The 13,142-nt window shown below is 67.7% G+C and carries 12 protein-coding genes; 10 read left to right on the forward strand and 2 right to left on the reverse strand.

Annotation, left to right across the window (positions count from 1 at the left end):
• Nucleotides 1-12: 12 nt before the first annotated feature.
• Together QT382_RS03900 and QT382_RS03905 are read left to right on the forward strand one after the other, a co-directional pair.
• A complete protein-coding gene (locus QT382_RS03900) occupies nt 13-906 on the forward strand; it encodes a LysR family transcriptional regulator (RefSeq protein WP_289252730.1) in 894 nt (297 codons plus the stop codon).
• Between the two features lie 66 nt (nt 907-972).
• Nucleotides 973-2,127, forward strand: coding sequence for an alpha-hydroxy acid oxidase (locus QT382_RS03905; RefSeq protein WP_289252731.1), 1,155 nt, complete (start codon nt 973-975; stop codon nt 2,125-2,127).
• Here QT382_RS03905 and QT382_RS03910 read toward each other — a convergent pair.
• Nucleotides 2,124-3,197 carry an aldose epimerase family protein gene (locus tag QT382_RS03910; protein WP_289252732.1) on the reverse strand — a complete coding sequence of 358 codons (1,074 nt, stop codon included), beginning with the start codon at nt 3,195-3,197 and terminating at the stop codon, nt 2,124-2,126. The two genes, QT382_RS03905 and QT382_RS03910, sit on opposite strands and share 4 nt — an antisense overlap.
• Before the next feature lie 95 nt (nt 3,198-3,292).
• On the opposite strand from QT382_RS03910, the gene QT382_RS03915 reads away from it, so the two are divergent.
• The 8 genes from QT382_RS03915 to QT382_RS03950 all read left to right on the forward strand — a co-directional run bounded on the left by QT382_RS03915 (nt 3,293) and on the right by QT382_RS03950 (nt 12,266).
• On the forward strand, nt 3,293-4,039 hold the full coding sequence (locus QT382_RS03915) for a DUF6250 domain-containing protein (RefSeq protein WP_289252733.1): 747 nt from the start codon (nt 3,293-3,295) through the stop codon (nt 4,037-4,039).
• A gap of 213 nt (nt 4,040-4,252) precedes the next feature.
• Nucleotides 4,253-5,869 (forward strand): putative bifunctional diguanylate cyclase/phosphodiesterase, encoded by a 1,617-nt coding sequence (locus QT382_RS03920; protein WP_289252734.1) that lies wholly within the window; start codon nt 4,253-4,255, stop codon nt 5,867-5,869.
• On the forward strand, nt 5,866-6,717 hold the full coding sequence (locus tag QT382_RS03925) for a hypothetical protein (protein WP_289252735.1): 852 nt from the start codon (nt 5,866-5,868) through the stop codon (nt 6,715-6,717). The genes QT382_RS03920 and QT382_RS03925 overlap by 4 nt, the downstream gene beginning before the upstream one ends.
• Nucleotides 6,718-6,973: 256 nt before the next feature.
• Complete coding sequence (locus QT382_RS03930; RefSeq protein WP_289252736.1) at nt 6,974-7,615, forward strand: RpiB/LacA/LacB family sugar-phosphate isomerase; 642 nt, start codon at nt 6,974-6,976, stop codon at nt 7,613-7,615.
• A gap of 101 nt (nt 7,616-7,716) precedes the next feature.
• Nucleotides 7,717-8,331, forward strand: coding sequence for a TMEM175 family protein (locus QT382_RS03935; RefSeq protein ID WP_289252737.1), 615 nt, complete (start codon nt 7,717-7,719; stop codon nt 8,329-8,331).
• Between the two features lie 14 nt (nt 8,332-8,345).
• Nucleotides 8,346-9,278, forward strand: coding sequence for a M14 family metallopeptidase (locus tag QT382_RS03940; RefSeq protein ID WP_289252738.1), 933 nt, complete (start codon nt 8,346-8,348; stop codon nt 9,276-9,278).
• A 253-nt stretch (nt 9,279-9,531) separates the two neighbouring features.
• Complete coding sequence (locus tag QT382_RS03945; protein ID WP_289252739.1) at nt 9,532-11,628, forward strand: family 10 glycosylhydrolase; 2,097 nt, start codon at nt 9,532-9,534, stop codon at nt 11,626-11,628.
• 32 nt (nt 11,629-11,660) lie between these two features.
• The gene (locus QT382_RS03950; RefSeq protein ID WP_289252740.1) at nt 11,661-12,266 is read left to right on the forward strand and encodes a PEP-CTERM sorting domain-containing protein; all 606 of its coding nucleotides are present in this window, start codon (nt 11,661-11,663) and stop codon (nt 12,264-12,266) included.
• Here QT382_RS03950 and QT382_RS03955 read toward each other — a convergent pair.
• On the reverse strand, nt 12,244-13,119 hold the full coding sequence (locus tag QT382_RS03955) for a hypothetical protein (protein WP_289252741.1): 876 nt from the start codon (nt 13,117-13,119) through the stop codon (nt 12,244-12,246). The two genes, QT382_RS03950 and QT382_RS03955, sit on opposite strands and share 23 nt — an antisense overlap.
• Nucleotides 13,120-13,142 lie beyond the last annotated feature (23 nt).

Below are 13,142 nucleotides of genomic sequence, written 5' to 3' on the forward strand. Positions count from 1 at the left end.
GAGTGCAGCGCCATGCAGAACGAGTTGCGATTCCCTTCGGTTGAAGGCCTGCGTGCCTTCGAGGCCACGGCCCGGCTGGGCAGCTTCGAGCGCGCCGCCGAGGAATTGCACGTGACCGCCAGCGCCCTGAGCAAGCGCATCGGCGTGCTGGAGTCGCTGATTGGCACGCCGCTGCTGCAGCGCCAGGCCAAGCCGCTGGCGCTGACGCCCACCGGCAAGGAATACCTGGCCCAGGTCGTCGAGGCCCTGGCCCTGCTCGCCGCCATGCCCCAGCACCGGCGCAGCACGCAGCGCCGCGAGCGCCTGGTGGTCAGCGCGCCGCCGACCTTTGCGCGGCTGATCCTGGTGCCCGCCCTGCCCGGCTTCGAGCAGCAAGCGCCCGAGCTGGAGATCGAGCTGGCGGTCAGCTCGCCCTTCCTGGACTCGCCGACACCGCCGGCCGATCTTGAAATCCGCATGGGCGTGGCCGACGAGGCCCTGTGGCTGATGCAGGACCGCGTCACGCCCATGGCCGCGCCTTCGCTGCTGCAGCGACATCCGATCAAGCAGCCGGCCGACCTGGCCGGCCTGCCCCTGCTGCGCAGCCCTATCGAGCCTTGGCAGCCCTGGTTCCGTGCCGCCGGCCTGGACTGGCCCGAGCCCCAACAGGGCACGCGCTTCGTCGACCTCGGCTTGACGCTGGAGGCGGCACTGTGCGGCCAGGGCGTGGTGCTGGCCCGGCCCAGCCTGGCCGGCCCGCTGCTTGAGCGCGGCCAGTTGCGGCGGCTGTTCGAGCTCTCGGCCCCGGCGGCCCGCCACTACGGCCTGCTGCGCCATGCCGACACGGCCTCGGCACGGCGCTTCGAGGACTGGCTGCGGGCGCATTGCGCCCGGCCGCCACAGGAAAAATCTTCGGGCAAGCCCTGACGAGGATTCCGCACCCGGCCGCCCTTGCTTGAATAGCATGGCGGGCATTCAGCCGGAGTCCCCGCCATGCCCGTCATCACCAACATCGAAGACCTGCGCCAGCTCGCCAAGAAGCGCGTGCCGCGGATGTTCTACGACTATGCCGATTCGGGCTCCTGGACCGAGGGCACCTACCGCGCCAACGAGGCCGACTTCCAGAAGATCAAGCTGCGCCAGCGCGTGGCGGTCAACATGGAGGGCCGCAGCACAGCGGTCGAGATGCTGGGTACGCAGTACAAGATGCCCGTGGCCATCGCACCCACCGGCCTGACCGGCATGCAGCATGCCGACGGCGAAATCCTGGCGGCCAAGGCGGCCGAGGCCTTCGGCATCCCGTTCACGCTGTCGACCATGAGCATCTGCTCGATCGAGGACATTGCCGCCCACACCCAGGCGCCGTTCTGGTTCCAGCTCTACATGATGCGGGACCGCGAGGCGATGGAACGCATGATCGAGCGCGCCCGCGCCGCCCGCTGCAGCGCCCTGGTGCTGACGCTGGACCTGCAGGTGATAGGCCAGCGCCACAAGGACCTGAAGAACGGCCTGACCGCGCCGCCCAAGCCGACGATTGCGAACCTGATCAACCTCGCCACCAAGCCGCGCTGGTGCCTGGGCATGCTGGGCACCCAGCGGCGGACCTTCGGCAACCTGGTCGGCCATGTGAAGGCGGTCAGCGACATGAAGTCGCTGGCGGCCTGGACCAATGAGCAGTTCGATCCGCGCCTGTCCTGGGCCGATGTGGAATGGGTCAAGCAGCGCTGGGGCGGCAAGCTGATCCTCAAGGGCATCATGGACCTGGAAGACGCCAAGCTGGCCGCCAACTCCGGCGCCGATGCCCTGGTGGTCAGCAACCATGGCGGCCGCCAGCTGGATGGTGCCGAGTCCAGCATCCATGCGCTGCCGCGCATCGTCGATGCAGTGGGCAGCAAGATCGAGGTCCACATGGACGGCGGCATCCGCTCCGGCCAGGACGTTCTCAAGGCCTATGCCCTCGGTGCCCGCGGCTGCTGGACCGGCCGCGCCTTCCTCTACGGCCTGGGCGCCATGGGCCAGGCCGGCGTCACCAAGGCACTGCAGATCATCCACAAGGAGCTGGACGTGACCATGGCCTTCTGCGGCCACACGCAGCTGAAGAAAGTGGACGCCGGCATCCTGCTGCCCGGGACTTTTCCGACGCCCTAGGCCGCGGTGGTCGAAAAGCGATGCAGCGTGCTGCTGCGGTAGAGCTCGCCCGGCCGCAGCACCGTGCTCGGCCAGTCGGGGCCGGCCTCGTGGTTGGGAGAGTCCGGCGCATGCTGGGGTTCCAGGCACAGGCCGTCGCCCTGGCGGTAGACCTGCTCGCCATCGCTCAGGCTCGCATTCAGGTAGTTGCCCGAATAGAACTGCAGGGCCGGCTCGGTGGTGAACATCTCCATGCAGCGGCCGGAGGCGGGATCTTCCAGTCGCGCCGCCAGGTGCAGCTCGCCGTCGAAGGGCGCGTCGAGCAGGAAGTTGTGGTCGTAGCCCCGGCCGCGCAGCAACTGCTCGTGAGCCTGGCGAATGCGCGAGACGATGGGCCGAGCCGAGCGGAAGTCGAAGGGCGTGCCCTGCACCTCGGCATGGCCGAGCGGAATCAGGCCGGCATCGACCTCGCTGTAGCGCGAGGCCGGGATGCACAGCCGGTGGCGCATCGCCGAGCCATGGCCGGCCAGGTTGAAGTAGTCGTGGTGGCTGAGGTTGACGAGGCTGGGGGCGTCGGTCTCGGCTTCGTAATCGATCCGCCAGCTGGCGTCGAGCCCGAGGCTGTAGCGCACGCGGACCTGCAGGCGGCCCGGGAAGCCCTGGTCGCCGTCCGGGCTGGTCAGCGCGAGTTGCAAAGCCGCGGCCTCGCCGGCGCGTGGCTCGGCGAACTCGGCCTGCCAGAGGCTGGCGCCGAATCCTTGCGGGCCGCCGTGCAGGCTGTGCAGGCCGTCATTGCGGTCCAGCCGGATCTCGCGCCCATCGAGCATGAAACGGCCGTTGGCGATGCGGTTGGCATAGCGGCCCACGATCACGCCGAAGCCCTGGTTGCGGTGCACATAGTCGTCCAGCGAGGCCAGCTTGAGCACCACGTTGGCGGACTGGCCGTTGGCGTCGGGTACCCACAGCCCGGTGACGATGCCGCCATAGCTGAGGCAGCTGAGGCTGAGGCCGCGGCCGTTGTCCAGCCGGTATTCATGGACCGGCCGGCCGTCGGGCAGCCGGCCGTACTCGCGGCACTCTGTGCTTGGCATCGAAACGCTCTCCTGCTTGAGTAATCAGCTCATGGGGGCCGGGCCATTCTAGGAAGAGGCGCGCCTCCATTAGCATCCGCCGAAACCCATACGCCATGCGCCACCTGCTATTCGTTGCCAGCCTGCTGGCCTCATCGTTGGCCCCGGCTGCACCTGATGCAGCCTGTGACTTCGACGTATTCAAGGCCAGGGGCCGCTTGCTCTATGCCGATGATTTCGCGCCCCGTGCAGACGGCCCGCTGGCCGCCGACTCGCGCTGGCTTGCCGAGATCGCGCCCAAGCCGGGCTCCAGCGTGACCATCAGCCAGGGCCGCCTGCTGCTGGACACGGCCGGCGGCGTCACCGTCTGGCTGGACCTGGAGCTGCCGGCGACCGGCTACCTGATCGAATACCGCCGCCGGGTCGTGCTGGCCGGTGGGCCCAACGACAGGCTCAGCGACCTCAACCAGTTCTGGCAGGCCAGCGACCCGCGCCAGCCGGGCCGGCCGCCCTTCGGCCGAGATGGCGTGTTCGAGTCCTACGACGACCTGCAGCTGTACTACGTGGGCATGGGCGGCAACAGCAACACCAGCACCCGGCTGCGCAAATACGAGGGCGGAGAGCGCAGGCTCCTTCAAGAGCATGGAGACGCCGCCCATCTGCTCGATGCCAACCGCGACTACCTGGTGCAGACGCATGTGGCCCGCGACGGCCGCCAGAGCTTCTGCGTCGACGGCCGGCTGTTCTTTTCCTTCACCGATCCGCAGCCGCTGAAGGCCGGCTACTTCGGCCTCAGGAGCACCTGGTCGCGCCAGCAGGTCTGGGGCTTCAAGCTGGTGGCCGAGACCACCCCCCAAAAGTAGGGCGATTGGCGGCATCGGGCGCCGGACGGGCGGCCCTGCGGCCCGCGGCACCGATGGCTGCTCATGCTTCAATGCAGACCACAAGAGGCCCTGTTGCCATCAGGGTTGCGAAGCCGATTTGAGGCTGGCGCGGAATGATCGCCGCCAGCAAGTGGCTGCGACCGGGGCTGGCGCGCCAGCAGTTCTCGGAGGATGCGCGAGTGGAGCAAGTGCATGGATGACAAGCCCATGACCGAGCCGGTGCCGATCCCCAGCTCGGAGGAACTCGCCCATGCCGCAAGGCGGCTCGGCGTCAGGCGCAGCGATTCGCTGCTGGCCATGAGCGACGCCCTGCTCCACCAGTCGAACGCCGACGAGAGCTCCCAGCAGCAGACCTTGGCGGCGATTGCCGAGCTGGTCCATGCGGCCACCCACGATCAGCTGACCGGCCTGCCGACCCGCGGCGTGCTGCTGAACCGGCTGGAGCAGGCGCTGGAAGCCGAGGCTGCCGTGGCGGCCCAGGTCGCGGTCCTGTTCATCGACGTGGACAACTTCAAGCTGGTGAATGACAGCCTGGGCCATGACGCCGGTGACGAGCTGCTGCGCGAGATGAGCCGCCGCATCACGGCCTGCGTGGGCGCTGCCGACACGGTCAGCCGCTTCGGCGGCGACGAGTTGGTGGTGTTGCTGCCCCAGGCCGACCAGGGGCTGGTGTCCGAGCTCGGCGCGCTGGTGCTGGCCACGATGGCCGCGCCGATCCGCATGGCGGGGCGCGAGGTGGCCACCTCGGTCAGCATTGGCGCCGCCCTGGCCGCGCCGGGCGCCCAGACCGCCGAACAGCTGCTGCGGGATGCCGACACCGCGCTCTACGCCGCCAAGAGCCGCGGCCGCAACCGCATGGAGCGCTTCAACGAGGAGCTGCATGCCCGGGTCGCGAGGCGGATGCGGGTGGAGACCGAGCTGCGCCTGGCGCTGCGCGAAGGTGGCCTTTACGTCCACTACCAGCCCCAGGTCAAGCTGGCGACCGGGCGCGTCGTGGGCCTGGAGGCGCTGGCGCGCTGGCATCACGCCGAGCTGGGCCAGGTGCCGCCGGCGGAATTCATCCCGGTGGCCGAGGAGTCGCGCCTGATCGACGAGCTGGGCTGGCAGGTGCTGCGCACGGCCTGCCGCCAGCTGGCCGCCTGGTCGGCCGCAGGCATTGGCCCGGCCCTGTCGATGACGGTCAACATCTCGCCCCGTCAGCTCGACAACCCGGATTTCGCCGCCGAGTTGCAGCGGGTGCTGGACGAGACCGGCATCCGGCCCGATGCCCTGTGCCTGGAGCTGACCGAAAGCGGTCTGATGAGCCGGACCACGGAGCTGGTGGACATGCTGGAGCGGGTCAGACGCATCGGCGTCTATGTCGCCATCGACGATTTCGGTACCGAGCAATCGGCCCTCAGCCGCTTGCGCGAACTGCCGGTCGAGGTGTTGAAGATCGACCGCTCCTTCATCGACGGCCTGGGCGCCGAGGCCGGCGACACGGCCATCGTGTCCTCCATCCTCAGCCTGGCCTATGCCATGGGCAAGCATGTGATCGCCGAGGGCGTGGAGACGGCCGAGCAGGCCGCGGCCCTGTCCGAGATGGGCTGCCCGGTCGCGCAGGGCTTTCTGTTCGCCCGGCCGGTCGATGCCACGGAGATTCCGCGGCTGCTGGGACGTCCGCTCTGGCAGGCGCCGGTCAGCTGGGCGCAGCGCCTGCGGCCCAAGCTCGGCAGTCACGCGCGAAGGGCCCACCCGGCCTTCATCGATGAATTCCTGTTCCACATCGGCGCGCCCATGGGTGAAAAGAAGACGGGGTCCGCGCCATGATGTGGCTGGTGATTGGCATAGGGAACCTGCTGGTCGGCGCCGCCTATTCCGGCCTGGGCTTGCTGAGCGCCTGGGAGGCCGTCAGCCAGTACCGCACGCGCGGCCTCTCGCGCTTCGGCCTGGGCTTCTCGATGATGGCGGCCAGCTGCGGCCCGCATCACCTGGCCCATGGCTGGTGTGTACTCAACGGCGGCACGGTCTCGCCCTCGCTGCTGGGCATCACCCTGCTGGGCCTGCCTGCCGGCCTGATCTTCTGCCTGCTGCGCATCGAGGCCGCCTTAGGCGGCCCAGGCGACCGCACCGTGCTGGCGCGCCCCACGACGATGGCGGCGCTGGCCACGGTGTTCCTGCTGCTCGTCGGTCTCCTGGCCGGTCTGGCCATGATGGCGCCGGCCCCGCTGGTCACCCAGCTGATCTGCACGGCCCGCGGATTCATCCAGTTGCCGGTCGAGGGGCCGGCGGCGCCCGGCAGCAGCATGGCCTCGGTAATCCTGGGCAGCAATCTCTTCGTGACCGTCACCTACGGCATGGTGGGCTGGTACCTGGTGGCGACCCAGGTGCGCCGCTATGTGCTGGACCGCTCCTGGTCGCTGTCCGGCCTGTCGCTGGCGGCGGTCTTCCCCACCTGTGCGGCCATGCATCTGGTCGCGGCCCTGGCCAGCAATCACGAGGCGATCACCCTGCCCTTCGACCTGCTGGGCGTGCCGGCCTCGATCTACTTCCTCTGGGTCGTCCACAGGCTGCACAGCGATTCGGTGATCGACTGGAATCGTCGGCCGCTGGTCGGCATCGCCGCGACGCCGCACCGCGAAGCCCCCTGGAGCGACCAGCCGGCCGCCATCCGCTGAGCTTCGGGGTCCAGAATCCGTTCGCTGTGAACGGATTATTTGAAACAGCTTTCCATTTGCCACCGACATCAGGGCACAATGGCGTCCAGTCAGTGGCAACCAGGGACCATGCCGTCCTGCCCCGCCCCCGGGGAGCTGCTGGCGCGACACCCATCGCGCAGGCCCTGCGGCCTGGGCGCCAGCGGTCCAAGCCTCAGGCCCAGGCCTGCCCTAGAACCGTCCTTCAACGCCTCCTCCGGGAAGCCAGCCCGCCATCATGAAGATCGCCCTCATCATCGAAAACAGCCAGGCCGCCAAGTCCGAGATCGTCCACAACGCACTCAAGACCGTGGCCGAGCCGCTGGGCCACCAGGTCCACCACTACGGCATGTACGCGCCCGAGGACAAGGCCTCGCTGACCTATGTGATGAACGGCCTGCTGGCCGGCATCCTCCTGAACTCCAAGGCGGCCGATTTCGTCGTCACCGGCTGCGGCACCGGCATGGGCTCCATGCTGGCCTGCAACTCCATGCCCGGCGTGTTCTGCGGCCTGGTGATCGATCCGACCGACGCCTTCCTGTTCGGCCAGATCAACGACGGCAACTGCATGTCCATGCCCTATGCCAAGGGCTTCGGCTGGGCCGCCGAACTGAACCTGCAGGACTGCTACCGCAAGCTGCTCGAGAACGAGCGCGGCGCCGGCTATCCCAAGGAGCGCGCCGCCATCATGGCCAAGAACCGTGGCATCCTGAAGGACCTCAAGGCCGCCTCCTGCAAGGACATGCTGACGGTGCTGAAGTCGGTGGACCAGGACCTGCTCAAGGCCGCAGTCTCGGGCGAAAAGTTCCAGCAGCTGTTCTTCCCGAACTGCCAGGACGACGCCATCGCCAAGCACATCCAGGGCGTGCTGAGCGCCTGATTCCCGGGACGGTTTCGCCGGCCCACTGCGGCGAAACCCGGGGCCGGGGCCCAGAGCCCCGCGGCTATGCTCCGGCCTCCCGAGGTCGGAGCCACGCGCCCATGAGCAAGCCATCCTTTCGCATCCATCGCAGCCGCCTGGAAACCCTGGTCGATGGTGTGTTCGCCATCGCCATGACCATCCTGGTGCTGGAGGTGAAGGTGCCCGAGCTGTCAGACCGGCACTCCGCCGAGGAACTGCTGCATGCGCTGATGCATCACGGCTACGTGATAGGCGCCTACTTCTTCAGCTTTGCCATGCTGGGCCTGTTCTGGGTCTGGCACCACCGCCTGGCCGAACAGGTGCGCGAGATCGACCTGCCGGTGCTGGTCTGCGCGCTGAGCTTCCTGGCCCTGGTCTGCTTCTTCCCCTTTGCCTCGGCCCTGCTGGGCCGCTACACGATCAATCTCACGGCCCTGCTGGTCTATGTACCCGTCATAGGCCTGATCGTGCTGCTGCAGACTCTCTTCTACTGGACCGCGATGCGGCGCGGCCTGGTGACGGTCGAGCCAGCCACCGCGCGGCGCACCCACCAGGCCAATCTGATCGGCCTGGCGGTCTTCTGCTTTGCCAGCACGCCCACGCTGATGCGGCTCAACGTCTACGCCTCGCTGATCGGCCTGGCCCTGGGCGGCCTGCTGATCTGGCGTGCCAAACGCCCTGTGGCCGCCGCCTGATGCAAGATCGCGCGATGAACGGCACCACCCATCCCTATCCGATTGGCAGCCCCGGTCTTCCCTGGGGAGCCGCCGAAAAATCTCTCTGGCTCGCGCAACAGCAGATCAAGCGCAGCTATGCCGACGAAGTGCTGGCACCGCTGAAATCGAACCTGCCGGCGCAGGCCGAACTGATCGAGTACGGCGCCATCGACTACAGCCGGCTGGGCCTGGGCCGCTATCCGCTGTACGCGGTGCGCAGCCGGACCTGGAATCCGGACCGGCCCACGGTGCTGGTCACCGGCGGCGTGCATGGCTACGAGACCAGCGGCGTTCAAGGCAGCCTGCAGTGGATAGCCCAGGAGTTCGCCCACCATGCGGACTCGGTCAATCTGCTGGTCCTGCCCTGCATCAGCCCCTGGGGCTACGAGAGCATCAACCGCTGGAACCCTGAGGCCCTGGACCCGAACCGGCACTTCATCGCCGACAGCCCGGTCTCCGAAGCAGCCCAGGCCATGGCCTGCATCAAGCTGCACGCCGGCAAGGTGGACCTGCATGTGGACCTGCACGAGACCACCGACACCGACAACAGCGAGTTCGGCCCGGCCAAGGCGGCGCGCGACGGCAAGGCCTTCGACTGGCATGCGATCCCGGACGGTTACTACGTCGTGGCCGATACCGCGCGGCCCGTGCCCGAGTTCCAGCGCGCCCTGATCGATGCCGTCGAGCGTGTGACCCAGATCACCGAGGCCGATGAGCACGGCTGCATCATCGGCACGCCTTTGCAGCAGCGTGGCGTCATCGAATACGACAAGCGCTTGCTGGGCCTGTGCGGCGGCGTCACCGATGCCCGCTTCGTGACCACCACCGAGGTCTACCCGGACAGTCCGTCCACCAGTCCGGCCGAATGCAACCGGGCACAGATGGCCACCATCACGGCCGCCATTGCCCATCTGCTGAGCCACTGAGCCTCGTTCGCCCGGGTCGTTTCTAGGCCATATGTAGTCCAAATTAGTGACAAAACCCGGCAGCGCGCCAGCTCCGGGTCGGCTGCCGCATTGCCAGTTTCTCCGGGCACCCCCTGAATAGGCGGTCTGGTTGCCGAGCATTGGCGAGCAATCCGCATTGCCAAATTGGTACCGTTAATGGTCTACTGAAATTGAAATTGGTCTACAACTTGTCCGGTTTCATTCAGAGCACCCACCACGGAGACATGTCGGTATGAAGAAGCTCCTATGCCTGGCCGCCGCGCTTTGCGCCCTGGCCACCAGCCATGCCCAGGTCACGCCCAAGCGCGAGCTGCGCGGCGTCTGGATCAGCACCCACCTGAGCCTGGACTGGCCCAACCGCACCCAGACGCCGGCACAGCAACGCACGGCCCTGACCACGCTGCTGGACCACAACAAGGCCACCGGCATCAACTCGGTGTTCCTGCAGGTGCGCAGCCAGTCCGACAGCCTCTATCCGGCCAGCAGCGAACCCTGGTCCTACTACCTGACCGGCACCCAGGGCGCCGCGCCCAACCCGGCCTGGGATCCGCTGCAGTTCGCCATCGACGAGAGCCGCAAGCGCGGCATGGAGATCCATGCCTGGGTGAATCCCTACCGTGCGGTCTCCGACACCTCGGCCGCCAACGACCCGCTGAAGTACGCCGCCAGCCATGTCTCCAAGCAGCATCCCGAATGGCTGTTGACCCTGGGCACGGTGCAGATCCTCAACCCCGGCCTGCCGGCGGTGCGCGACTACGTGCATGGCGTGGTGATGGACATCGTCAGCCGCTACGACATCGACGGCCTGCACTTCGACGACTACTTCTACCAGTCCGGCACCATCGTCGACGACGCGGCCTATGCCGCCGACCCGCGCGGCTTCGCCAACACCACGGCCGGCCGTGCCGACTGGCGGCGCGACAACGTCAGCCTCTTGATCTCGCGCATCGGCGCCAGCATCCGCGCGGCCAAGCCCTGGGTGAAGTTCGGTGTCTCGCCTTCGGGCATCTACCGCAGCGACCCGGGCTATCCGAACGGCGCGTCCAACCCGGCCATCGGTTCCTGGACCAGCACCGGCGCCTTCCAGCATTACTCCAACAGCTATGCCGACACCCGCTTGTGGCTGCAGTCGGGCTGGGTGGACTACCTGGCGCCGCAGCTGTACTGGTACATAGGCCAGACCGGCTCCGACTACCAGCTGCTGGTGCCGTGGTGGAGCCAGAACACCTTCGGCCGCCACATGTACATGGGCCTGGCCGACTACAAGGTCAACACCACGGGCTGGACCGATGCCAACCCGAACAACCAGATCGTCAAGCAGATTGCCCTGAACCGCGGCACGGCCGGCATCAGCGGCCAGATCCATTTCCGCCAAGGCTTCCTGGTGTCCAACCCGCTCAGCTACCGCACCGAGCTGATGAACACCACCTACAAGAAGCCGGCCCTGCTGCCGACCATGCCCTGGAAGACCGAGCTCACCCCGGGCACGCCGCTGGGCGTGAGCGCCACGCTCAATGCCAACAACTCGGTCAGCCTGGCCTGGTCGCAGCCGGCCGCGGTCAGCAGCGAGTTCGAGAAGGTGCGCCGCTACGCGATCTACCGTTCTGAACTGGCGCCCATCAACACCGAGGACCCGGCCAACCTGGTCGGCCTGACCAATGCCGGCGAGACCACGTTCACCGACACCACGGCCGCCGCCGGCAAGTACTACTTCTACGCGGTGACCAGCCTGAACCGGCTGCACAACGAGAGCGCGGCCTCGAGCCTCGTCAGCGACGACACGACCGCTCCCGTGGTCAAGACCCAGGCCATCTCGCGCAACCTGACCAACGGCAGCGTCGACATCCTGCCGGCCGACGTCAATGCCGGCAGCTCGGACAACTGGGGCATCGCCTCGCTGAGCCTGAGCCGCAGCCACTTCAGCTGCGCCGACATTGGCACGAGCTCGGTGACGCTGAGCGCCATCGACAAGGCTGGCAACAGCGCTTCGGCCGCGGCCCAACTCACGGTGGTCGGCGCCATCCCGCAGCCGGCGGTGACGATCACCAACACCAGTGCGGCCACCACCGGCTATCCGGTCAACACGGTGACGCTGGGCGTGGGCGCGCAAAGCCTGACCCTGACAGCCTCGGACCTGCAAGCCGGCGACATCAGCAGCTTCGCCTGGACACCGGCCACCGGCCTCACCGCCCTCAATGGCGCCACGGCCCAGTTCGCCCCCACGGCCGCCGGCACCTACAGCTACGGCTTCAAGGTCAGCAACCAGTACGGCTGCACGGCCAACGGCAGCGTGACCGTGGTCGCGGTCGACAAGCGCCGCGTCAAGTAAGCCGCCCCACCCCTGATCAAAAGGAACGCAACATGATGAAGCAACTCCAGGCCGCCAAGCGCCTGCTCGCCAGCGCCGCCCTGCTCTGCACCGCGGCCGCGGCCCAGGCCGGCCCCATCATCAACGGCGGCTTCGAGGCCACGCCCGATCCGACCCAGGGCTGGACCCTGAGCGGCAACCACAGCTACTCCTACTTCGACGGCTTCGCGCCGCATTCGGGTCTGGTCGGTGCCTCGTTCGGCGCCTCGCCGGCCGATCCGGCCCTGATTTCGCAGACCTTGTCCACCGTGGCCGGCGCCACCTACCGCCTGAGCTTCTGGCTGCAGAACGAGGCCGATGCCAGCCAGGACATGCCCAATTTCTTCTCCATGAACTGGGACGGTGGCGCCACTGAATTGCTGCTCACCAACGCCGGCGCCTTCGGCTACCAGGAGTTCGTCTACGAGTTCGTGGCCAGCTCGGCAGCTACCGAGCTCAGCTTCGGCTTCGGCAACTTCGCGTCCTACTGGGACTTCGACGACGTCTCGGTCGGCGCCGTGCCCGAGCCCGGTTCCCTAGCACTGGCGCTTGCCGGCATCGCAGGCTGCGCGGCCGCGCGCCGCCGCCGTGCTGTCGTCACTTGCCCGGCAGCTGCTTGACCGGTCCGACCTCGACCTCCACCTTGCCGCGTATCGCCTGATACGCGGCCTTCTCAACCAGCGAGCTGAGGTGGCTGACCAGGTCGGCCGGCGAGAGACCGTCCATCACGTCCATCGAGGTGGACTTGGGGTCGCTGTACTTGGTGTTGGCGTAATGCGGCTTGCGCGCCAGCACCGCCAAGGTCTTCGCATCCAGCGTCAGCCGGTCGAAGTAGATGTAGGGCGCGACGAAGGATGAGTCCTTGCCCTTGACGCCGGTCTTGGGATTCACCGTGTCGTAGTCGTCGGCCTTGTACTCGCCGGTGCGGTCCACGCCTTCCTCGTCGGTGATGTCCCATTGGCTGCCGAGCGGCTGGATGAAGATGCCAATGCCGCCGATTCGTCGCGGCATGCCGTCCTTCTCCACATAGGCATAGCTGGGCACGATGGCCTCGATGCGCTCCCACTCCGCCCGCTGCGGCATCTGCGCCAGCTGGCCGACCAGGGCAGCGAGCAGCAGCTCGTCGGCGTTCTTGATCGAGGCGTTCTTCAGCTGAGCCGTCAGCTCCTCGGACGGCCGCCAGCGCAGCATCACCCGGCGCGCCTCCGGCTCGGCCGCCGCCACCGCAGCATCCAGGCCGCGCAGCACCGAGTAGTTCAGCAACTGGCCATCCACCTGCAAGGCCTTGCGCGAATAGGGTTCGACATTGCTGATACGCGTCGGCCGCTTGCGGACTATGGTCAGCTGGTCGCCCAGCGTGGCGATCAGGGCCACGACCTTGGGCTGGGCCTGCGGCTCGGTTTGGGCCCGTGCCGCAGCCAGGCTCAGGCCGAGCGCAAGACACAAGGCGGATGGAAGGACGCGCAACTTCATGGGCAGTCTCCGGCGACGGATCC

It is taken from the genome of Pelomonas sp. SE-A7, assembly GCF_030345705.1.
GTDB lineage: Bacteria > Pseudomonadota > Gammaproteobacteria > Burkholderiales > Burkholderiaceae_C > JAUASW01.

Bases quoted from the DNA above. Each gene is read 5' to 3' on its own strand.
- QT382_RS03930 (WP_289252736.1), top strand. From the start codon at position 6,974: ATGAAGATCGCCCTCATCATCGAAAACAGCCAGGCCGCCAAGTCCGAG.
- QT382_RS03920 (WP_289252734.1), top strand. From the start codon at position 4,253: ATGGATGACAAGCCCATGACCGAGCCGGTGCCGATCCCCAGCTCGGAG.
- QT382_RS03915 (WP_289252733.1), top strand. From the start codon at position 3,293: ATGCGCCACCTGCTATTCGTTGCCAGCCTGCTGGCCTCATCGTTGGCC.
- QT382_RS03935 (WP_289252737.1), top strand. From the start codon at position 7,717: ATGAGCAAGCCATCCTTTCGCATCCATCGCAGCCGCCTGGAAACCCTG.
- QT382_RS03905 (WP_289252731.1), top strand. From the start codon at position 973: ATGCCCGTCATCACCAACATCGAAGACCTGCGCCAGCTCGCCAAGAAG.
- QT382_RS03940 (WP_289252738.1), top strand. From the start codon at position 8,346: ATGAACGGCACCACCCATCCCTATCCGATTGGCAGCCCCGGTCTTCCC.
- QT382_RS03900 (WP_289252730.1), top strand. From the start codon at position 13: ATGCAGAACGAGTTGCGATTCCCTTCGGTTGAAGGCCTGCGTGCCTTC.
- QT382_RS03910 (WP_289252732.1), bottom strand. From the start codon at position 3,197: ATGCCAAGCACAGAGTGCCGCGAGTACGGCCGGCTGCCCGACGGCCGG.
- QT382_RS03950 (WP_289252740.1), top strand. From the start codon at position 11,661: ATGATGAAGCAACTCCAGGCCGCCAAGCGCCTGCTCGCCAGCGCCGCC.
- QT382_RS03955 (WP_289252741.1), bottom strand. From the start codon at position 13,119: ATGAAGTTGCGCGTCCTTCCATCCGCCTTGTGTCTTGCGCTCGGCCTG.
- QT382_RS03925 (WP_289252735.1), top strand. From the start codon at position 5,866: ATGATGTGGCTGGTGATTGGCATAGGGAACCTGCTGGTCGGCGCCGCC.
- QT382_RS03945 (WP_289252739.1), top strand. From the start codon at position 9,532: ATGAAGAAGCTCCTATGCCTGGCCGCCGCGCTTTGCGCCCTGGCCACC.